The 21,140-nt window shown below is 65.1% G+C and carries 12 protein-coding genes and 1 pseudogene; 2 read left to right on the forward strand and 11 right to left on the reverse strand.

The annotated features are described in order from the left end of the window. From BRA1253DRAFT_RS03655 to BRA1253DRAFT_RS03675, 5 genes and pseudogenes are all read right to left on the reverse strand, one after another. Positions 1–1,825: pseudogene (locus tag BRA1253DRAFT_RS03655) on the reverse strand (tetratricopeptide repeat protein); the annotation flags it as partial. Between the two features lie 100 nt (positions 1,826–1,925). After that, a complete protein-coding gene (locus BRA1253DRAFT_RS03660; RefSeq protein WP_007591212.1) occupies positions 1,926–2,663 on the reverse strand; it encodes an amino acid ABC transporter ATP-binding protein in 738 nt (245 codons plus the stop codon). An 11-nt stretch (positions 2,664–2,674) separates the two neighbouring features. After that, positions 2,675–4,195 (reverse strand): amino acid ABC transporter permease, encoded by a 1,521-nt coding sequence (locus BRA1253DRAFT_RS03665; protein WP_007591214.1) that lies wholly within the window; start codon positions 4,193–4,195, stop codon positions 2,675–2,677. Continuing rightward, complete coding sequence (locus tag BRA1253DRAFT_RS03670; RefSeq protein ID WP_007591216.1) at positions 4,192–5,397, reverse strand: amino acid ABC transporter permease; 1,206 nt, start codon at positions 5,395–5,397, stop codon at positions 4,192–4,194. Before BRA1253DRAFT_RS03670 ends, BRA1253DRAFT_RS03665 begins: the two co-directional genes overlap by 4 nt. Positions 5,398–5,422: 25 nt before the next feature. After that, a complete protein-coding gene (locus BRA1253DRAFT_RS03675) occupies positions 5,423–6,439 on the reverse strand; it encodes an amino acid ABC transporter substrate-binding protein (RefSeq protein ID WP_007591217.1) in 1,017 nt (338 codons plus the stop codon). Positions 6,440–6,834: 395 nt separating this feature from the next. Between BRA1253DRAFT_RS03675 and metC the strand changes: the two genes are divergently transcribed. Beyond that, on the forward strand, positions 6,835–8,019 hold the full coding sequence (gene metC, locus BRA1253DRAFT_RS03680; protein ID WP_007591219.1) for a cystathionine beta-lyase: 1,185 nt from the start codon (positions 6,835–6,837) through the stop codon (positions 8,017–8,019). A gap of 156 nt (positions 8,020–8,175) precedes the next feature. Further along, positions 8,176–9,867 carry a Na/Pi cotransporter family protein gene (locus BRA1253DRAFT_RS03685; RefSeq protein WP_007591220.1) on the forward strand — a complete coding sequence of 564 codons (1,692 nt, stop codon included), beginning with the start codon at positions 8,176–8,178 and terminating at the stop codon, positions 9,865–9,867. A gap of 10 nt (positions 9,868–9,877) precedes the next feature. On the opposite strand, the gene BRA1253DRAFT_RS03690 is transcribed toward BRA1253DRAFT_RS03685, so the two are convergent. The 6 genes from BRA1253DRAFT_RS03690 to BRA1253DRAFT_RS03715 all read right to left on the reverse strand — a co-directional run bounded on the left by BRA1253DRAFT_RS03690 (position 9,878) and on the right by BRA1253DRAFT_RS03715 (position 21,071). Next, positions 9,878–10,216 carry a lipid-A-disaccharide synthase N-terminal domain-containing protein gene (locus tag BRA1253DRAFT_RS03690; RefSeq protein WP_007591223.1) on the reverse strand — a complete coding sequence of 113 codons (339 nt, stop codon included), beginning with the start codon at positions 10,214–10,216 and terminating at the stop codon, positions 9,878–9,880. Next, entirely contained in the window at positions 10,213–10,959 is a 747-nt protein-coding gene (locus BRA1253DRAFT_RS03695; RefSeq protein ID WP_007591225.1) for a glycosyltransferase family 2 protein, read from the reverse strand. The genes BRA1253DRAFT_RS03690 and BRA1253DRAFT_RS03695 overlap by 4 nt, the downstream gene beginning before the upstream one ends. Before the next feature lie 63 nt (positions 10,960–11,022). Next, positions 11,023–11,868 carry a phosphatase PAP2 family protein gene (locus BRA1253DRAFT_RS03700; RefSeq protein ID WP_007591226.1) on the reverse strand — a complete coding sequence of 282 codons (846 nt, stop codon included), beginning with the start codon at positions 11,866–11,868 and terminating at the stop codon, positions 11,023–11,025. A 1-nt stretch (position 11,869) separates the two neighbouring features. Next, complete coding sequence (locus BRA1253DRAFT_RS03705; RefSeq protein WP_007591232.1) at positions 11,870–13,612, reverse strand: glycosyltransferase family 39 protein; 1,743 nt, start codon at positions 13,610–13,612, stop codon at positions 11,870–11,872. A 50-nt stretch (positions 13,613–13,662) separates the two neighbouring features. Next, the gene (gene pbpC, locus BRA1253DRAFT_RS03710; RefSeq protein ID WP_007591234.1) at positions 13,663–15,771 is read right to left on the reverse strand and encodes a penicillin-binding protein 1C; all 2,109 of its coding nucleotides are present in this window, start codon (positions 15,769–15,771) and stop codon (positions 13,663–13,665) included. Between the two features lie 95 nt (positions 15,772–15,866). Further along, the gene (locus BRA1253DRAFT_RS03715) at positions 15,867–21,071 is read right to left on the reverse strand and encodes an alpha-2-macroglobulin (protein ID WP_007591236.1); all 5,205 of its coding nucleotides are present in this window, start codon (positions 21,069–21,071) and stop codon (positions 15,867–15,869) included. Positions 21,072–21,140: the final 69 nt, after the last annotated feature.

Consider the following 21,140-nt stretch of genomic DNA (forward strand, 5'->3'; position numbering starts at 1 on the left):
CAGATGACATTCTCCTCGGCAACGCCCTGCGCCACGAACCGCGCGATCAGACTATCGCGCAGCATGGGATCGTCGAGCAGCGTATGCTTGATGACGATCTTCGAACCGGTCACCTCGCGCATCACGTTCGACCACACCCGGATGGCCTCGTCCGAGATCTTGTAGATGCGGTTGAACACGCCGAAGGTGACATGGCCGTTGCGGAGCATGGGCGGCTCCGATGCAGGTACATCCAAAATGGGATCGATCGTGATCAGGCACGGCAGGTCGTAGACCTTTTCAGCCAGCAGATGGCGCGCCGATTGCGGAATGAAGATGGGATCCGCGAGCACGTGGTCCATGGTCTGAAGGCCCGTGCCCGTAGCGTGTCCGAAACCTGAGACCTGGATCGGGGCCGGCTTGCGGGCGAAGACATGGAGTCTGTTGCCGGTGGTGTGCCCGGATACGTCGATCAGGATATCGATCTTGTCGGCCTGGATACGATCGGCCAACTCGTCGTCCGACATCTGCCAGGCGTCGACCCAGACGTCCGCCGAGGACCTGAATGCGGCGGTCATCTCATCTCTTACCGGCGAGCACGAATAGCAGACGATCTCGAACCTGGCGTGATCATGATGGCGCAGCACTGGTAACAGAGCGAACGCTGCCGAGTGGTTCCTGAATTCGGAAGCGACATATCCGATCAAGATCCGCTTGTCCGGGTCGAGCTTGCGGGGCGACAACACCCTTTGCGGCAATTTGGCGCCGATCGCTTCCCACCAATGTTTTCGCGCAGCCTGCTGGACCGCAAAATCCGCGTCGGGGAGATAGTCCAGCAAGAATATCTTGCGCCCGATCAAGTCCGCATAGTCAGGCGCGATTGCCAGCCCTGCATCGAGATGTTCGAGCGCCGTCGCGATGTCTCCCTGGCTCGCATAGCAGGAAGCCAGGAGCGCAATTCCGATGTCGGACCGCGGATGTTCCTCGAGCAACGTCTTGACGGCCGCAATCGCCCCGGCCGTATTGCCCTTGAGAATGTTGACTTGCGCCTTCCCCTGCAAGGCCACTTCGAGCCTCGGTGAAAGCGCCAGCGCCGCATCGAAATCCGCGAGCGCCTGCTCCAGCCGCAACAGATCGAGATTGAGCCGTCCGCGCTGCGCCAGAATCTTCGGCGAATCCGGCTTGATCGCGAGCCCTGCCGCGATCGCCGCGGCCGCCTCTAGTGCCGGAGCTCGATGCACACCATGCCCTTGCCCGCAATCGCTTCCGCGTGACGCGGCTGAAACGCGAGGGCGCGATCAAAACTCTCCTTCGCGCGCTGGAACTGGCCTTCGATCAGCTCCGCCATGCCACGATTGCAAAACGCATCGGCATAGTCCGGCTTCAGCCTGATAGCGCGTTCGTGCAGCTCGATAGCCTGCTCGGCGAGGCCCATGTGGAGCAGCGTATTGCCGAGATTGGTCAAGGCAATCGGAGAATTCGGCTTCAGCGCAATGGCTTTCTCCTGGCATGCGCGAGCGTCCTGAAACTTCTGGAGGGTGAAATACACTGCCCCGAGATTGCCATGGGCATCGGGCGAACGTGGATCGAGCACGGTCGCGCGCTCGAGCAATTGTTGCGCCTCATCGAGGCGGCCGCCATCATACGCGCGCAGGCCAAGCAGGTGCGCGGCGTCGAAATGATCCGGAACCTCCGTCAGAATCCGCCGGCAGAGTGTCTCGACCTCTGCGTATCTGCCCTGCCCGAGTGCCTGAACCGCGGCGGACATGAGCGCGTCCGCCTGCTTCCTCAATTTCTTTTGCAATCGCGCGTTCTGGAATGCGCGCGCGCCGGCGCTGCTCTGCAAAGTCTCTCTCCGGGGTATGGCCCGAAAAGAGGCTGACCGATTCGCATGGTGCCAAGCTGGCGGGTCGCTTAGACCAGCGACGCCACCGGATTGCAGGTGCTCAGCGCAGGATCTGGCTCAGGAACAGTTTTGTGCGGGCGTGCTGCGGAGCCGCGAAGAACTCGTTGGGCGTGTTGGCTTCGATGATCTGGCCCGCGTCCATGAACACCACGCGGTTGGCGACCTCGCGGGCAAAGCCCATCTCGTGGGTGACCACCAGCATGGTCATGCCCTCCTCGGCAAGGTCGACCATGGTGTCCAGCACCTCCTTGACCATCTCGGGGTCGAGCGCCGAGGTCGGCTCGTCGAACAGCATCACCTTCGGGTTCATCGTCAGCGCGCGGGCGATCGCAACGCGCTGCTGCTGACCGCCGGACATCTGCCCCGGAAACTTGTTGGCCTGGTGCGGGATCTTGACCCGCTCCAGAAACTTCATCGCCGCAGCCTCGGCGTCCTTCTTGGGGATGTTGCGCACCCAGATCGGCGCCAGCGTGCAATTGTCCAGCACGGACAGGTGAGGAAACAGGTTGAAGCTCTGGAACACCATGCCGACTTCGCGCCGCACCGCATCGACATGCTTCAGATTCGGCCCGAGCTCGATGCCGTCAACCACGATCTCGCCTTCCTGAAACTCCTCGAGCGCGTTGATGCAGCGGATCAGCGTCGACTTGCCCGAGCCGGAGGGGCCGCAGATCACGATGCGCTCGCCCTTCTCGACCGCAAGGTCGATGTCGCGCAGCACGTGAAATTCGCCGTACCATTTGTTCAGGCCGGAAATTTTGACGATGGGGTCGGACATGGTGACCTCGATCAGTTGCGGCGGTGAGCGTTGAGGCGGTGCTCGACGAAGAGCGAGTAGCGTGACATTCCAAAGCAGAAGATGAAGTAGATGATCCCGGCGAAGGCGAACCCGGTGAACGCGGTCGACGGCGACGACCATTTCGGATCCGAGAACGACGCCCGCAGCGAGCCCAGCAGATCGAACAGCGCCACGATCGAGACCAGCGACGTGTCCTTGAACAGGGAGATGAAGCTGTTGACGAGGTTCGGAATGACGTGGCGCAGCGCCTGCGGCAGCACGATCAGCGAGGTCGTCTTCCACCAGGACAGCCCCAATGCCGCGGCCGCCTCGCCCTGCCCGCGCGGGATAGCAGCCAGCCCGCCACGGACGTTCTCAGCCTGATAGGCGCCCGTGAACAGCGAAATTCCAATCAGCGCACGCACCAACCCGTCGACTGTGAAATTGCCCGGCAGAAACAGCGGCAGCATGTAGGTGGCGAAGAACAGCACGGTGATCAGCGGCACGCCGCGCCAGAACTCGATGAAGGCGATCGAGAAGATCCGGATCAGCGGAATGGTCGAGCGGCGGCCAAGCGCCAGCGCAATGCCGATCGGCAGCGAGGTGACGATGCCCGTGACGGAGACCACCAGCGTCACCAGAAGTCCGCCCCACAGGTTCGTCTGCACGATCGGCAGTCCGCCGTGATCGAGCCCGATCAGCCTGATCACGATTGCGATGGCGGCGAAGGTGACGACGCTGGACGTCAGGGCCCGCCCCCCCGTGCGGAGGCCGCCGCCGAGAACGAAGGCGATCAGCGAGACGATCGCGGCGGTGATGGCGAAATCGGCCCAGACCGACTGGCCCGTCCCCTGCAGCTGGTCACGCAGCCAGGTCAGCGGAAAGATCAGCCAGTAGATCGCGGTCCCCACGAGCATGATGACATTGCCGACGACCCACAACAGCGGTGCGGCAGAGGATGTCTTGCCGAGACCGAGCAGAGCCTTGCCGGCGCCGATGATGCTGTCGTCGAACAGTTGCAGCAGGTCAGCGGTCCAGCTCAGGCCAAATCCCTTGATGCCGCCGCCATGCAGCAGAAAGAATGCGACCACTGGAAACGCAAAGAAGAACAGGCCTGCGTTCAATCCTTTCGACGGCAGTCGTGGAATGAGCAACGGCACCAACAGGACCACCGACAGGACGAGCGTGAGGTTGACCCGCCAGCGTTCGGCTTCGGGGTAGAAGCCGTAGATCAGTTGCGGCAGCTTGGCCTGGATGTAGGGCCAGCAGGCGCCGACCGTAAAGCCGGCGTTCTCGGCGAGGCAGGCCGTGCGATCCTTACCGGTCCAGACTGCATCGACCATCAGGAATCTGACGGAAGGAATGATGGTGAACCATAGCAGCAAGGCGCCGACGATCGTGAGCAGGATGTTGGTCGGCGAGTTGAACAGGCGCGTCCGCACCAGGCCGACGAAGCCCGTGGTCTTCACCGGCGCGGGACGCTCATCGAGAAGATCCTGGCGGACGAAGCTGGACGAGGTGATATCGCTCATGCGCCGAGACTCCGGCTGATGCGCCAACCGTAGACGCTCATGACGGCGCTGGTGATCAGCGAGATCAGGAGATAGACGCCCATCGTCATGGCGATGATCTCGATGGCCTGCCCGGTCTGGCTCAGCGACGTGCCAGCGAACACGGAGACAAGGTCAGGATAGCCGATCGCGACGGCCAGCGACGAATTCTTGGTGAGATTGAGGTACTGGTTGGTCAGCGGCGGAACGATGACGCGCATCGCCTGCGGCACGACCACCAGGCGCAGCGTGGTGCCGCGGCTCAGGCCCAGCGACGATCCCGCCTCCATCTGCCCGCTGTGGACGGAGAGGATGCCCGCGCGCACGATCTCGGCGATGAAGGCAGCCGTATAGGTCGACAAGGCCAATGTGAGCGCCACGAACTCCGGGATGATCCGCGAGCCGCCGGCGAAATTGAAGCCCTTGAGCTGCGGCAGCTCGAAGCTGAAGGGCAGACCCGCTACCAGAATGGTGACGAGCGGCAGTCCGAACAGCAGGCCCAGCACATAGGGCCAGATCCGGATCATCTGCCCCCGCTGGAACAGCGCCCGGCGCGCGTGGATGCGCAGCACCACCGAAGCCACGATGCCGAGCGCCAGCACCACAAGAAACGCCTCGAAGCCGCTCTCGCCGATCGGCCGGGGAATGACGAGACCGCGATTGCTGACGAAAGCGATGCCGAGCAGCGAAATGCTCTGTCGTGGATTAGGCAAGGCAGCAAGCACCGCCAGGTACCAGAACAGGATCTGGAACAGCACCGGCAGGTTGCGGATGATCTCGACATAGATTCCGCCAATGCGCGCGAGCAACCAGTTGGGTGACAGCCGGCACAGCGCGACAATGAAGCCGATCACGGTGGCAAACACGATGCCCACCACCGAGACCACGAGCGTATTGAGGAGCCCGACCAGGAACACGCGCAGGAACGTGTCCGAGCCGGTATACGAGATCAGCGTCTGATTGACGTCGAAACCGGCGTTGTTCGCGAGGAAGCCGAAGCCGGCCGCAATGTGCTGGTTCTCGAGGTTGGCGCGGGCGTTGGAGACGATTTCATAGGCAATCCAGCCCAGGACCGCAGCGAAGGCAAACTGGACGGCGATGCCGTTCCAGCCTGTCTTGCCCCCCAGGACGCGCCTGATCTTCAGCGCGATCTGGGGCGGGGGTTTGCGGGCCTCGATGCTCATCGCCGCGAGCGCGGGTCAGGCGGGGTCAGCGGATCGGCGGCGCGTATTGGAGACCGCCCTTATTCCAGAGATTGTTGAGTCCCCGATTGATACCAAGCGGCGAGCCTGCGCCGACGTTGCGGTCGAACACTTCGCCGTAATTGCCGACGGCTTTCACGATGCGCACCACCCAATCCTTGCTCAGGCCGAGCTGTTCACCGAAATTGCCGTCGGTGCCGAGGACGCGCTTCAGCTCCGGATTTTCCTGCTTCGCCTTCTCGTCGACGTTCTTCGCGGTCACGCCGAGCTCTTCGGCGGTGATCATGGCAAACAGCGTCCATTTCACGATGTCGAACCACTGGTCGTCGCCGTGGCGCACCATCGGTCCGAGCGGCTCCTTCGAGATGATTTCCGGGAGCACCATGTGATCGCCGGGATTGGCAAGCTTCAGGCGGTTGGCGTAAAGGCCCGACTGGTCGGTGGTGAAGACGTCGCAGCGCCCGGCCTCGTAGGCCTTGACCGTTTCGTCGTTGGTGCCGAACGCGATCACCTCGTACTTCATGTTGTTGGCCTTGAAGTAGTCGGCGAGATTCTGCTCCGTGGTGGTGCCGGTCTGGACGCAGACCGAGGCGCTGTTGAGCTCGAGCGCGGAGTTCACCTTGAGCGACTTCTTCACCATGAAGCCCTGCCCGTCATAATAGGTCACGCCGGTGAAGTTTGCGCCGAGCGAGGTGTCGCGCGAGATGGTCCAGGTGGTGTTGCGCGACAGCACGTCGACTTCGCCGGATTGCAGCGCCGTGAAGCGGTCCTTGGCGGAGAGCGGCACGTACTTGACCTTGGTCGGATCGTTGAAGATCGCCCCGGCGATCGCGCGGCAGACGTCGACATCAAGCCCGGTCCAGTTGCCCTTGTCGTCCGGCGAGGAGAAGCCGGGCAGGCCCTGACTGACGCCGCAGGACAGCATGCCGCGGTCCTTGACGGTCTTGAGCGTTTGCGCCTCGGCGGCTTGGGCCGTCAGGCCGGCGGCGAGGGCGAGAGTGAGAGCCAGGATTACGCGTTTCATGGGCTTGGGGCCTTTCAAAGTCGTCTCAAGGTCAGGAACGTTGTCTTTGCGATCGTCTCTGCCAGGGCTAGCCGTATCAGGACCAGCCCTGCAAGAGTCATGCTGGAAAACCTTGCCGATCACCCGCCGATCCCGGGAGGCCCTACCTTAATCCCCGCCGAAAGGCGCCCGCCGTTACGGCTGTGGCGCGTGGTCCGGTCAGGCGATGGATCGAAGGTCGCGGCAGGCCCCTCAACATGCGGCGACTGAATAGCACCTGCGATAACAGAACGGCTGGCGTGCCGGGTCAAGGGGTTGACGGGACTCTTCTGTGTTCTGTTATTAACGACAGCGGCCTTTCGGCCTGCCCGCGGGCGCAGCGCGCCTGGTGGAAACGCGCTTTTGAAAGCAGACGCATGGATTCCTCACACCCCTCCGAACAGCACGCCGAGACCCGGCTGGTCACCTCCGGCCGCGACACCAAGGCGCAGAAGGGGTTTGTCAATCCTCCGGTGTTCCACGGCTCGACCGTGCTCTATCCGACCGCCGAGGACCTGCACGCCCATCGCGGCGAGTTCACCTATGGTCGCCATGGTTCCCCCACCACCAAGGCGTTCCAGGAGACGCTGATGGCGCTGGAGGGGCCACAATGCGCCGGCGTCGGCATCGTGCCGTCGGGCCTGTCGGCGATCTCCACCACCCTGCTCTCGGTGCTGAAGGCCGGCGACCACATCCTGGTCTGCGACAACGTCTACCGGCCCTCGCGCAATTTCTGCAATGGCATGCTCACCCGCTACGGCATCGAGACCACCTACTTCGATCCGATGATCGGCGCCGGCATCGACAAGCTGTTCAGATCCAACACAAGCGCCGTCCTGGTCGAGGCGCCCGGCTCGCAGTCGTTCGAGATGCCCGACATCCGCGCCATCGCCGATGTCGCACATGCGCGCGGCGCGCTCGTCATCGACGACAACACCTGGGCGACGCCGCTTTATCACCGCTCGCTCGAACAGGGCGTCGACATCAGCATGCAGGCCGCCACCAAATATATCGGCGGCCATTCCGACATCATGTTCGGCACCATCTCGGCCAATGCCAGGGCATGGCCGCAGATCGCCGAAGGCATCCGCCTGCTCGGCGTCTGCGCCGGTCCCGATGACGTCTTCCTGGCGCTGCGCGGCCTGCGTACGCTGTCGGTGCGGCTGGCGCAGCATCATCGCTCCGGCCTCGACATGGCGCGCTGGCTCGCCAACCGGCCAGAGGTCGCGCGCGTGTTGCATCCGGCACTCGAGACCGATCCGGGCCATGCGATCTGGAAGCGCGACTTCACGGGCGCGTCGGGCCTATTCAGCATCGTGCTGAAGCCGGCGCCGCAGAAGGCGGTCGACACAATGCTCAACACGCTCAAGCTGTTCGGCATGGGCTTTTCCTGGGGCGGCTTCGAGAGCCTTGCGATTCCTTTCGACTGCGACGGCTATCGCACGGCGACCAAGTGGGCGCCGGGCGGCCCTACCCTGCGTCTGCACATCGGGCTGGAGAGCACTGACGACCTCAAGGCCGACCTCGATCGCGGCTTCGCTGCCCTCAAAGCGGCAATGTGAGCCTGTTCACAAGGCACTGCGCCTGCGGACGCGCCAACGCGCGCCGCAGGAACGTGTAGCCGCTGCAAACGTTGATGCCCCCTGCGCCAACAAATGGTTTGAACCTCAAGCATTTGGCGCTAGCCTCACCAATCGACTCCAATCCGGACTCGGAGCATGGGAACGTTGGTACTGCTCGATCTGATGGGCGGCGTGGCGCTGTTGCTGTGGGGCCTGCACATGGTCCACAGCGGGATTTTGCGTGCCTTTGGCCCGGACCTGCGACGGCTGCTCGGCAAGGCTCTTGGTAACCGCTTCAACGCGTTTGCTGCCGGTCTCGGGCTGACGGCGCTGCTCCAGAGCAGCACCGCGACTGCGCTGCTCACGAGCTCGTTCGCAGCCGAGGGCCTGCTCAGCCTTGTCACCGCGCTTGCCATCATGCTCGGCGCCAATGTCGGCACGACGTTGATCGTGCAGGTGCTGTCGTTCAACATCGCCGCCGTCGCGCCGGTCCTGTTCGTGCTCGGACTGGTCGCCTTCCGCGTGGGTCCGCGCTCGCGGATCAAGGATGTCGGCCGTGTCTCGATCGGTCTCGGACTGATGCTGCTGTCGCTGCACATCCTGCTCGACACGCTGGCCCCGGCCGAGAACGCACCGGGCGTCCGCGTCATGATGTCCTCCATCACGGGCGATCCCGTTCTGTGCATCCTGATCGCGGCGCTCGTCACCTGGGCGGTGCATTCGAGCGTCGCAAGCGTGCTGCTGATCATGTCACTCGCCTATTCGCAGTTCATCTCGCCTTACGCCGCGCTCGCACTGGTGCTTGGCGCCAATCTCGGCAGCGCCATCAATCCTGTGTTCGAAGGCGCCAGACGCGACGATCCCGCCAGCTATCGCCTGCCGGTGGGCAATCTCGTCAACCGCGTGATCGGAATCGCCCTCGTCCTGCCCTTCCTGGGCCCGATCGCCGAGCACATGCACGCTTGGCAACCCGATCTCGCCAGGATGACGGCGGCATTTCATATCGCCTTCAACGTCGGCACAGCCATCATCTTCATTGGCCTGCTCGACCCCATGTCGCGCCTGTTGACCCGGCTCTTGCCCGATCGCGTTCAGGAGGCCGATCCGGCCCGGCCGCGCTATCTCGACGAGACTGCGCTGGAATCGCCGTCGCTGGCGCTGGCCGATGCCGGCCGCGAAACCCTGCGCATGGGCGATCTCGTCGAAATCATGCTGCGCAAGGTGATGGCGGCGATGATGAGCGGTGACCGCGCGCTGGTCGACCAGGTCTCGAAGATGGACAACATCGTCGACGGCCTCGACGAAGCCATCAAGCTCTACGTGACCAAACTCATGCGGGGCAGTCTCGACGAGAGCGAGGGCCGGCGCGCGATGGAGATCATCTCCTTCGCCATCAATCTGGAACATATCGGCGACATCATCGACAAGAGCTTGAGCGAGCTGGCGACCAAGAAGATCAAGCGCCGCTTCCAGTTCTCGCCCGAGGGCGCCGAGGAGCTCGCCGCCTTCCACAAGCGCACGATGGATTCGCTGCGCATCGCCTTCGGCGTCTTCATGTCGGGCGACGCCAACGAGGCGCGCAAGCTGCTGGTGGAGAAGACGGCGCTGCGCAACACCGAGCTGGCCGCCGTCGAGCGCCACCTCGACCGCCTGCGCGAGGGCCGTCCCGAGACCATCGAAACCACGTCGCTGCATCTCGACGTGCTGCGGGACCTGCGCCGCATCCACTCGCATATCTGCTCGGTCGCCTATCCCGTGCTCGACGCAGCCGGCGAGCCCCATCGCAGGACCGAGACGGGGACCGCTGCCCTGCCCGCAACGGGCGCGGCGTCGGCCTTGCCGCGCTAGTCGCGTCGGATCAGCGCTCCAGCGTCTTTGACGCGCGGCCGCGGTTCTTCACGATCAGCATGATGTTGCGGATATAGATGATGGTCGCCAGCGCCTGGCCGAGGATAATGACGGGCTCGCGCTTGACGACGCCGTAGACCAGCGTCATCAGCCCGCCGCCCATGGAGCAGAACCAGAACGCCATCGGCACCACGCTGTTGCCGGCGCGCTCGCTCGCGATCCACTGCACCAGGAAGCGTGCCGTGAAGAACAGTTGCGCGACGAGGCCGAACGCGAGCCAGAAGTCGAACTTGGCCACGAAGACGTCGTAGAAATAATTGCTCAGCGCCTGACCGTATTGGATGATCATGCCGTCACCTCAGTCACATCCGGCGTCGGCTTCTTGCGGCGGATCAGCCACCACACGCCCCCGAGATCCATGATGCCGATCCACAGCCGGTCGAAGAAACCGTAGTTCGAAACGCCGGAGCGGCGCGGCCGGTCGATCACGTCGACATAGGCGATCTCGTAGCCCTCGCGGCGCACCAGTGCCGGCAGGAAGCGATGCAGCCCGTCGAAATAGGGCATCATCAGGAACACCTCGCGCCGGAACGCCTTCAGGCCGCAGCCGGTATCGCGCGTCCCGTCCTTCAGGATCGCGTTGCGGACGCCGTTGGCGATGCGCGACTGGAATTTCTTGAAGCCGGTATCCTTGCGGCCGACGCGTTGTCCGGCGGCAAGTCCAACCTTGCTTCCGTTCTCGACCGCCGCGATCAGGTCGGGCAGGAAAGCCGGATTGTTCTGGCCGTCGCCGTCGAGCGTCGCCACGATGGCACCGCGTGCCGCACGCACGCCGCTGCGCACGGCCGCGGACTGGCCGCCTGATCTGGCATGGCGCAGCTGGCGCAGATTGTCCCGCTGCTTCATGACCGCGCCGAGCCGTTCGCCGGTCGCGTCGCTCGAACCGTCATTGACGTAGATGATCTCATAGGTCCAGCGGCCGTCGAGCGCTGCGACGATCTCCTCGATCAGCGGCACGATGTTGTCGGCTTCGTTGCGCACGGGAACGACGATGGAAACCGAGGGCTGGAAAACCGAAGGCTGGGACGACAAATCGAAGCTCGTGGTTAGAATTGGCTTGGCTCGGGAACCGGCGGTCCCGGCAGGCAGCCGCTTTTATGGGGCGGATGCCCCGTGGGCAACCCTTTTGAGGCGGCCCGAGACCGCCCCTGCAAGAGGCACAATGGTGCCGTCGGCACGGATGGCAAAGCCGAGCCTGCGGGCCGCGAACCAGTAGCGCACCGCCAAGGCGCCGACCAAGCCGACCAAGGCGCCGGCCACAACGTCACTCGGGTGGTGCGCAAGCAGCACCAGTCGCGTCAGCAGGATCACGATCGCGTAAGTGAACATGAACACGCGCAGGCGCGGCCACAGCGCCGAGACCGCGAACGCCAGCGCGAACGCCGTCACCGCATGCCCCGACGGCAGGCTGGCATAGGCCCCGGTCCCCTCGAACGGGATGAAGTTGAACGGATTGGCCTTGCCGCCGACGAACGGACGTCCTCGACCGATGAGATATTTCAGGATCTCGGCGACGAATACGGACACGGCAACAGACAGGAACATGAACTGCAGCCGCGTGCCGAGGCCGAGCAGCAACGCGAGGCTTGTGCCGCGCAATCCCGCCGCAACCAGCGCCAGCACCACCAGCAGGCCCCCGAGCACCGAGAGCACATACTCGTCCTTGCCGAAATCAGTGAGGATGCGGATCGGCCACAGGCCCGGCGTGCCACGCGCCGGCATCAGCTGGATCTCGGTCAGGTCGAAAACGACCATCAGCGCGATGACCAGGGCTGCACCTGCCGCACTCAGCCACAGCGAATGCCGCGCCAGCTTTCGCGCGGCCTCGGCGCGGCGCGAATGCGAGGGCGTGCGCACGAGCTGTGCCAGGGCGCGCCCCGAGAGCGTGAGCAATTGCGCGGGATAGCTCGCGCGCGGCGCGATGTCGGTTGGTGCCGACATCCTACTCGGTGCCTTCCGAGCGGAAGATCGAGATCGAGATCGCACGCCCTTGCGAGAAATTGTAGCCGTCGATGCGCGTGCCGACCTTATAGCGCAACCCGATCGCCTCGGCGCGCTGCACGAAGCCGCGCTCCGAACGCTGCTCGATCAGCGCGAAACGGCAGCTTCCTTGCCGCAGGAAATCCGCCGCGCCCGAACCGTCGGTGAGCAGCGTCTGCGTACCCGTCAGGAAGACGAGGCTCGGCTCGTGATAGCCGGCCGCGGCCGCCTTCGGGCCGACGCAGGTGACGTTGCGAAGCGCGCGTGCGATCTCGATGCTCGGAAACAGCGGCGTCAGCGACGGCAGCACGATGCCGTAGACTGTTACCGCGAGCATCAGGGCTGCGACCAGCGCGTTGAGCAGCGAGCGCTCGGCGTGATTGTTGTCGTGAAGCCACCAGGCGAACAGGCCGAAGATCAGCGAGGCCGCGATGAACGGCCAGGCCACGAAAGCAGGCTGTCGAGTCAGCATCACCGCGCCGACGACCGCGATGATCGAGCCGCCAACAGGGATCGCGAACCACCAGGCCGAGCCGCGCATCAGCCAGGACCAGGACAGCACGCGCCGCTCGAGCGCGCCCGCGGTGAGGATCGCGATCGCAGGATACAGCGGCAGCACGTAATGGGGCAGCTTGGTCAGCACCACCTCGAACACGATCCAGGATGGGATCAGCCAGGCCAGCAGGAACTGCGCGCCGGGCTCGCGACGCGCGCGCCAGACCGCGGGCGCCGCCATCGCCGCGAGCGGCGCGCCGGGCCAGAACGTGATCCAGAACAGCGCCAGATACAGACCGGGCGGCGCGCCGTGGGATTCCTGCGCGCCCAACTTGCTCAGCATGTCGCCGCCGACGGAATCGGCGAAGAAGGCATCGCCCGCGCGCCAGAAGATCGCGACGAACCAGGGCAGCACCAGCACCAGCATCCACATCAGGCCCCAGAGCGGGCGCAACTTCCATAGCCAGGAGGCGTCGCGGTCCTGGATCGCGAGCGCGACAATGGTCAGGCCCGCGAACATCAGGATCAGCGGGCCCTTGATCAGGATGCCGACAGCGAGCGCGGTCCAGAAGATCGCGGGCCAGCTCCAGGGCGGACGCGTCTCGTCCTCGGCGCGCTGCCACGACAGATAGGCCCGCCCCATCGCGCCCATCGCGGCGACCACGCAGAACAGCAGCATGGCGTCGGTCTTCGCAAGCCGCGCCTCGACCCCGAGCAGCACGGAGGCGCACATCAGAAGTGCTGCAAGCACCGCGGCGCGCCGCGTGACGAAGCCGAGCGCCGTCCAGTAGGTCATGAGCACGGCACCGATCGCGCCGATCAGCGACGGCAGCCGGTAGACCCAGATCCGCAACTCGGCCTTCGGCAGACCGAGCGCCGACGCCGTCTCGACCGCAGCCGATTGCAGCCAGTAGATCCCGACCGGCTTCTTGTAGCGGACGTCCTCCTGGAAACGGATGTCGACATAATCGCCACTCTCGACCATCTGCTTGGTGGCCTGCGCAAAGCGCGCCTCGTCGCGGTCAACCGGCGGAATCGTGAAGAAGCCCGGCAGGAATAGCAGCAGCGCGCACAGCAACAGGAAGCTCACCGCGCGGACGTGGCTGGCGGTGGCGATGTCGAACATGAACACGAGCCGGCTGCCCGGATTCACCGGGGATTTCGGCTCGCGGGGAGCTCCAAAACGGGGTGCTGGGTAGGTTTCAGCCATCGGTTCCGCTTACGCTGAAACCGCCATCGCCACAACCGCTTGAGGCAGGGTCACTGAATTCGAATGACAACTGTGTCCGCGGCGCCAGTGGCATCGATCACGGTGAGCCGCGCAAAGCCCGGACCCGGCGGATCGATCAGCCGCTGACGGCGGCCGTCGATCTCGCCGAGCGCCATTCCGTTAACCATGACAGTCATGGGGAGAACGCCTCCGGCGACCTTGACCGGCATGGCTGCGCCCCCCTCGCCACCTGAGCGATCGACGTCGATCCGCGAACCGTTCAGCGGAAACTGGATGTGCAGAGCCTGCTCGCCCCCGGTCCGCACCAGATCCCCGACCGGGCGGAACCGCCTCAAAGGCAACGGCAGCTTGGCGTTGCTGGCAACGAGAGTTCCTTTCGGTGGCTTCGGCAACGGGAGAAGCGTCTTGCCGGTTCGGGCGAAGGCGTCGAACAGGATCGGCGCGGCGGCGACGCGCCCGATCAGGCCCGGAACCGGCGCGCCGTCGGGCCGGCCGACCCAGACGCCGATGGTCATGCGCCCGTCGAAGCCCATCGACCAGGCGTCGCGGTAGCCGTAGGAGGTGCCGGTCTTGAAGGCGATGCGGTTGTGAGCCGCGTTCTCCGGCGGCGGGGTGCCGAGCAGCACATTGCCGACTTGCCAGGCCGCGACCTGATCGAGCAGTCGCAGCGGCTCGCGCACGTCCCTGTCGCTCATGATCTCGCGCAGCGGCTTGGTGGTGCCGAGCCGGGCGAAGCCCGCATAGAGCTGGGCGAGGTCCTGCAGCGTCACACCGACGCCGCCAAGGCCCATGGCAAGTCCCGGCGCCTCGTCTTTGGGCAGCACCAGATTGCCGCCCGCCTGATGCAGCCGCGAGGCCAGCCGGCTCGCGCCGACGCGGTCGAGCAGGACGATCGCGGGCACGTTCAGCGACAGCTGCAGCGCCTTCTTCACGGGCACGGTGCCCTGGAACGTCATGTCGAAATTTTCCGGCGCGTAGGAGCCGAAGCGCACGGGCCGATCGTCGATCAGACTGTCGGGGTGAACAAAACCGTCCTCGAAAGCGAGCCCATAGATGAACGGCTTCAGCGTCGAGCCCGGCGAGCGGACCGCGCGGGTCATGTCGACCTGCCCTGCCCGGCGCTCGTCGAAATAATCCGCCGAGCCGACGCGTGCGAGCACGTCGCCGCTCTCATTGTCGACGACGATGATGCCGACCGAGATGTTCGGTCCCAGCGCAATGGCACGGTCGCGCGCCAGCGGCTCAAGCACCTTTTGCAGGTTGGCATCCAGCGTCAGCTTGATGACGGGCGCGTCCTTGACCGTCGCAAGCGCCGCATCGGAGGCATGCGGCGCCAGGATCGGCATTGGCCTGCGCAGCTTCGGCACGGGAACGGCCTTGGCCTGCTTGGCATCGTCGAGGCTGATCTGTTGCTCCTCGACCATGCGGTCGAGCACGCGGTCACGCGCTTTGCGCGCCGCATCGGGATAGCGATCGAGCCTACGGGTCTCCGGCGATTGCGGCAGCGCGACCAACAATGCGGCTTCAGCCAGCGACAACCGCTTCGGCTCCTTGCCGAGATAGGCGATCGAGGCGGCGCGAATGCCTTCGAGATTGCCGCCGTAGGGCGCGAGCGCGAGATAGAGGTCGAGGATCTGCTGCTTGCTCAAGCTGCGCTCGATCTCGATCGCACGCACCATCTGCCGCAGCTTTGCATGGAGCGAGCGCTGCCGCCGCGGCTCCATCAGCCGCGCCAACTGCATCGAGATGGTCGAGCCGCCCGAGACGATGTGGCCGCGGGTCGCAAGCTGAAACGCAGCGCGCCCTAGTGCCAGCGGGTCGATACCGTCATGCGCGTAAAAGCGCTGGTCCTCATAGGCGAGCAGCAGCTTCAGATAGGTCGGATCGACGTTCGTATTTGTCTCAACCGGCAGTCGCCAGCGCCCGTCCGCCATCGCATAGGCGCGCAGCAGCTTGCCGTTGCGATCGACAATGGTGGTGGAAACTTGGCGGGCTTCGTCGAAAGGCAGCGGACCGAGGGCGTAGACCCAGGCGACGAAACCGACGATGGTGAGAATGAGCGAGAATGCCAGCGCGGAGAGGACATGCAGGTCCAAGCTCCGCGCTCCGTCATGGCCGGGCTCGTCCCGGCCATCCACGTCCTTGCCCCTCGCACAAAAGTCCGTGGATGCCCGGGACAAGCCCGGGCATGACGGCGGAGCATGTGGCTCCTTGTCGCTCATCCCCTCACCACTCACTTCGCCGCCCGCACCTCGACGGTGCCCGTCCCGGTGCGGCCGTAGCGCGAGGGATTGTACATGTCCTCGACATAGGCCTGCGGCAGCACGTATTTGCCGGGCGAGACCACACGGACGACATAGGCCACCGTGAAGACCGCCTTGGAATCCGAGGCCCGGTCGACGGCCGCCGTGAAGCGGTCGTCGCGGAACTCGGTATCCTTGGGCTCCTGGCCGTCCTCGATCCAGCCCAGCGTGCCGCTGTCGCCCGACGACACCAGTTTCGGATTGTCGATCTCGAGGCCGGCCGAAAGATAATCGGACACCATGATGTGGCCGTACTCGGGCTTGGCCTCGGTGATCTTCAGCACCACGGCGAAGCGGTCGTTCTGCTTCACCTTGCTGATATCGGCGGGCTTGCCGTCGAGCGTGAAGAAACTGCGCTCGATCTTGAAGCCGTTCGATGCCGCGGGCTCCGGCGTCACCGGCGAACCCGACACAGAGACCACGGCCTGCACCGGCGCATCGCCGGTGTTGGTGATCTTCAGCGGCTTGCCCTCCAGGGTCGCCGCCTTGTAGCTGCGGTACAGCGCGGTCTTGACCGGCTGGCCGTCGACCTCCATCGACAGGTTCTCCTTGGCGAGCGCGCGTGCCGCCAGCACCAGCCACGCATTCTCCTGCGTGGAGGTATAGGGCGTCAGCCCGCGGGCAGTCTCGACCCTCGACACCGCCTGCGTCAGCGTCGCCTTCGGGGCATTGCCTTCGCTGGCAAGCGACACCAGCGCTGCGGCATCGCGAAGCTGCGAGCCGTAGTCGGTGCGGCCGAACTCCAGCACGGGTTTTGGCGCGAGACTGTCGAGCGCGGCACCGTAAACGCGCTCCGCGCGGTTGCGGTCACCGACCAGCGCGAGTGCCGCGGCGAGCTGCGATTTCGCGATGGGAGTTGCGAGGTTGCTTAGCTTGGTGTCGGCGAGATAGCGGAGGTCGCCGATTGGCGCCGCGCCGTTGCGCGCGAGCACATAGAGGCCGTAAGCGAGATCGCGGCCGCCGTCCTTCTCCGGCTCGTTGCCGTTGACGACCGAGTTGCGGATACGATCCAGCGCGGTCTTGAACAGCACATCCGGGACCACAAAGCCCTTTTCGCGGGCGCGGGTCAGGAAGTCGGTCACGTACGCGTCGAGCCACGCATCGTCGCCGCCCGCCGACCACAGTCCGAACGAGCCATTGGAGCCCTGGCGGGCCAAAAGCCGCTCGATCGCGTCGCGGATGCGCTGGTCGACTTCGGTGTCCATGGCCAGATGCGCGCCGGCCGCGAGATCGTTGACATAGAGCAACGGCATCGCACGGCTCGTGATCTGCTCCGAGCAGCCATAGGGATAGCGGTCGAGCGCTTTCAGGATCGTCGCCGCATCGAGCGCGGTCGACAGGCTCGCCGAGACCGAGACGCTGCCGGTGCCCGGCACGAGGTCGGCGAACATATCAGACGTCAGCGTCAGGCTCTCGCCCTTCGCCAGCGTCCGGATCGAGCGCCGCGCCAGCACCTGCGTCGCCGCCTTGACGTCGAGCGCATAGTGGCGCGCGAGTGCAAGCCCGTTCGGCCCCTTGATGTCGACGTCGAGCGTCGCCTGCCCCGCCGCCGTCGCGTCGATGGCGAGCGAGAAGGAGTTCCGCTGCTTGGCGGCGAGCTTCACCGTGGTTGCGGGATTGCCGGTCATCTTCACCGGTCCGCCCGTCTTCACGTTGATGACGTAATCGCCGGCCTGCCCTTCAACATTGTCGATCTCGAGATTGACCGTGCCGTGGTCGCCGTTGAGCAGGAAGCGCGGCAGGGTCGTGGTCAGCACGACAGGATCGCGGATCACCACGTCCGTGTTGGCGCGACCGAGCTTGGTCGCGGTCCACGCCACCGCCATGACGCGCGCGGTGCCGGCGAACTCCGGAATGTCGAAGCTGATTTCCGCGGTGCCGTCAGCGGCAACCGTGACGATGCCCGAATAGAGCGCGAGCGGCTTCTGCGCAGGCGGCGAGCCCTGCAATTCGGCCGCGCCGGCGTCACCGCCGGACTTAATCTGACCGCGCGTGCCCGACATGCCGTCGATCAGTTGCCCATAGAGATCGCGGATCTCCGCGCTGAGGCGGCGCTGGCCGAGATAATAGTCGTCCGGCGCCGGCGGTTTGTAATTGGTGAGGTTGAGGATGCCGACGTCGACCGCGGCGATGACGATCTTGGCGTCCTCGCCCGGATTGAGCCCGTCGAGCTTGAGGGGGATCTTCAGCAACCCATTCGGCCGGATCAGCGCCGGCGGGGTCAGCTTCACCTGGAGCGTGCGGGTCTGTTTGTCGATACCGAACCATTTGAGTCCGATCGCCCGGCCTGGCATGCGTTGCGCGGCCGCATCGAGCGGACGGCGCAGCGTCGCCACCACATAGGCGCCAGTGCCCCAGTCCTTGCCGACCGGGAGCTTCACCTGGGCGGTGCCTTCCTTGACGTCGATGGTCTGCGTCGTCAGCAGGCGATCGCCGAGCACGTTGACCGTCAGCTTGCCGGCGCTGCGGACGTTGACCGACACGGTCATCATGTCGCCCGAGGCGTATTGCGGCTTGTCGATCGAGGTCTCCAGGAGGTCCGGCGTGTCGGCGCTGCCGTCGGAATACCAGCCGACGTCGAACTGTACGGAGGTCACGGGCCCGTCGGCATCGTTCGACTTCACGTCCAACCGGTAGCGGCCGGGCTTTGGGGTCAGCGAAATCCGCGACGGCTTGTCCGCGGCGACGGTCACGTCGCCGTCAGAGACGCGCGAGGTCGATTTGACCGGCTCGTACTCCCAGTAATTGCTCTGGCGATACCATTGGTAGCGCGACTCCATCTTCAGGAGCTCGTAGCGCAGGCCGTCGCGGCGTAGCCTCTCGCCCTCGGGCGAGACGAACACGATGTCGAACTCGGCCTTGTCGCCTTCGGCCACGTTCTTGTCGCCGAATAGCGGCTTGATGCCGATCATGGCGGCAGCAGGCGCGACCGGCAGCACGATCTTGCGTTCGACGGCGCGGCCGCCGGTCTCCACCATGCGAACGAAGATCTGCGCCTCCTGCGGCCGCGTCGAGGCCGGCTGCTTGTCGAGCGTGACCGGGAAGGTCGCAACGCCGTTGGCGTCAGCTTCCGGCAGGTTTTCCAGCGGCGTGCGCTCGTTCGAGGTGGTCTCCTCATCGGCGACGCCGAACTGGTAACCGGCGAAGCCCGGCCGCTCGGACGCAGGCGCGACCAGCATGTCGCCTTCGAGCGCCAGCCCCGAGGCCGGCGCGCCGTAGAGGAAATGACCGTCCGCCTTAAGCTCCACTGGAGCGTTAGCTTTGATCAGCTTGTCCTTGGAAGACAAGTCGAATTCGATCCGATCAGGGACGTAGTCCTCGACCATGAAAGTGGTCTCGCCGACCGAAGAGCCCTTCGGATCGGTGAAGGCGCGCACCCGCCAGGTCCCGGTCGGGACGGCCGAGTTGAGCGGCACGGACAAGGTGCGCCCGCCGGCGCCCTGGTCGGACAGCACGGCGCGGCGATATTCGACGCCGTCGGGACGCTCGATCACCAGGGTCATCGGCCCGCCGGTAACGGCGTTGCCCTGCCCGTCCCGCAACAGCGCGGTGAGATAGACGGTCTCGCTGGAGCGGTAGACGCCGCGCTCGGCATAGACGAAGGCGTCGGCGCCCACAGGCACGGCCCTGCCCGAAACTCCGCGGTCCGACAGGTCGAAGGCAGAGGATTTGAGGCTGAGGAAAGCATAGTCGGCCTTCTCACCGGTCACGGTGAGCATCGCCGGCGACAGGCCGCCCTCGCCGCGCGCAAGCCCCGCCTCGAACAGCAAATGGCCGCTCTCATCGGTCTTGCGGGTGGCCAGGATCTCGTTGTTGCGCGCGACCAGTCGCACCTCGGCTTTGCCGACGGGATCGGTCGAGGCCAGCGAATTCACGAAGACATGGATGCCGTCATTGCCGGAATAGGCCGTGACGCCGAGATCGGAGACGATGAACCATTGGGTGGCGAGCTGGTAGTCGTCGTCCGAGCCCGGCCCCTTGGCTGCGGCCGTCATCACATAGACGCCGGGCTGGAGCTCGCCCAGCGCCTGGTCGACCGGGAACGCCGTGGTGACGTCCTGGTTGAGCGTCATCGCGGTCGCGAGCTCGCCGGTCCAGACTTTGACGCCGCGCTCGCCACCGAGATCGCTGAGCTGATATTTCGACAGAGTCTTCTGGAAATCGCTGTCGACCACCGTGTTGATCAGATTGCGGTCGCCGATCCGGAACACGTTGATGTTGACGGCTGGCGTGTTGACGCTGACGACGGGAATGCCGCGCTGGCCCGTCCTCGGCAGCACATAGGCGCGGCTGGTGAAGCGCACGAAGGGCTTGCGGTCGCGCACATAGACGTTGAACTCGGCCGATTTCGGCAGGCCTTCCTTCACGGTGGACGGCAGGCCGGCGCGCAGATTGATGTTGTAGCGCTCGCCGTGCTTGAGCCCATCGACGCAGAGCTGCTTGCCCTCGGCCGACAAAGCCGGCTTGTCCTGGCCCGCCAGCGCGAGGTACGGCGCGAAATCGGTGCGTTTTGCCAGCTCCTCCGAGAACTGGAAGCAGGCGCGCGGACTGGCGGAGTCCGAGTCCACGGTGTAGTCGAGCAACCGAAACCCGTGCTCGTCGCGCATCTTCTCGTACTGGCCCCGGACGTCGGCGACCTCGCGCATGTCGAGCGACAGCCGCAGTGCATCAAGCGCCGGCCGCCACAGCTTGCGTTCGGACAGCGACTTGCCGAGCACCGCGAGCGAATCGGCCTCCTCGCCCGCATTGCCGGCGCGCTGGTAGGCGATGTAGGCGGCAGTCGAGGCGCGCTCCAGCAGAAACGTCTGCTCGCTCGAGCTCTTGGGCGTGATCTGGAAGATGACTTTCGCCAGGCGCAGCCAGTTGCCGGCGTCCTCCGGCGTGGTCGCCGCGATCTGGCCGAGCACCGACAGGCCGGTGCGATAGTCGTTGCGCCGGAAGGCAGCATCGGCGTCGGTGCGTAAGCTCGCGCCGCTCTTGGCGACCGGCCCCGCCTCGCTCTTGATCTGCGCCTCCAGTTTGATCGCGGAATCGGCGAGGTCGTCCCGCTTGAAGGCTTTGTCGGCGGCCTGCGCTACGCTAAGGCCGAACGCCAGCGTGGCGCAGAGTGTGACGGCGCGAACAAGACCGATCATGGATGGACTCCCGGAAATCGCGGACGAACGCCGCTTGTCGCATGAAATGCGCGGAAAGGTGACCGACTC

Source organism: Bradyrhizobium sp. WSM1253, from assembly GCF_000244935.1.
Lineage (GTDB): Bacteria > Pseudomonadota > Alphaproteobacteria > Rhizobiales > Xanthobacteraceae > Bradyrhizobium > Bradyrhizobium canariense.

Excerpts from the sequence above, each read along its gene's own strand:
- BRA1253DRAFT_RS03660 (WP_007591212.1), bottom strand. The coding sequence starts at position 2,663 with ATGTCCGACCCCATCGTCAAAATTTCCGGCCTGAACAAATGGTACGGC.
- BRA1253DRAFT_RS03665 (WP_007591214.1), bottom strand. The coding sequence starts at position 4,195 with ATGAGCGATATCACCTCGTCCAGCTTCGTCCGCCAGGATCTTCTCGAT.
- BRA1253DRAFT_RS03670 (WP_007591216.1), bottom strand. The coding sequence starts at position 5,397 with ATGAGCATCGAGGCCCGCAAACCCCCGCCCCAGATCGCGCTGAAGATC.
- BRA1253DRAFT_RS03675 (WP_007591217.1), bottom strand. The coding sequence starts at position 6,439 with ATGAAACGCGTAATCCTGGCTCTCACTCTCGCCCTCGCCGCCGGCCTG.
- metC (WP_007591219.1), top strand. The coding sequence starts at position 6,835 with ATGGATTCCTCACACCCCTCCGAACAGCACGCCGAGACCCGGCTGGTC.
- BRA1253DRAFT_RS03685 (WP_007591220.1), top strand. The coding sequence starts at position 8,176 with ATGGGAACGTTGGTACTGCTCGATCTGATGGGCGGCGTGGCGCTGTTG.
- BRA1253DRAFT_RS03690 (WP_007591223.1), bottom strand. The coding sequence starts at position 10,216 with ATGATCATCCAATACGGTCAGGCGCTGAGCAATTATTTCTACGACGTC.
- BRA1253DRAFT_RS03700 (WP_007591226.1), bottom strand. The coding sequence starts at position 11,868 with ATGTCGGCACCAACCGACATCGCGCCGCGCGCGAGCTATCCCGCGCAA.
- BRA1253DRAFT_RS03705 (WP_007591232.1), bottom strand. The coding sequence starts at position 13,612 with ATGGCTGAAACCTACCCAGCACCCCGTTTTGGAGCTCCCCGCGAGCCG.
- BRA1253DRAFT_RS03715 (WP_007591236.1), bottom strand. The coding sequence starts at position 21,071 with ATGATCGGTCTTGTTCGCGCCGTCACACTCTGCGCCACGCTGGCGTTC.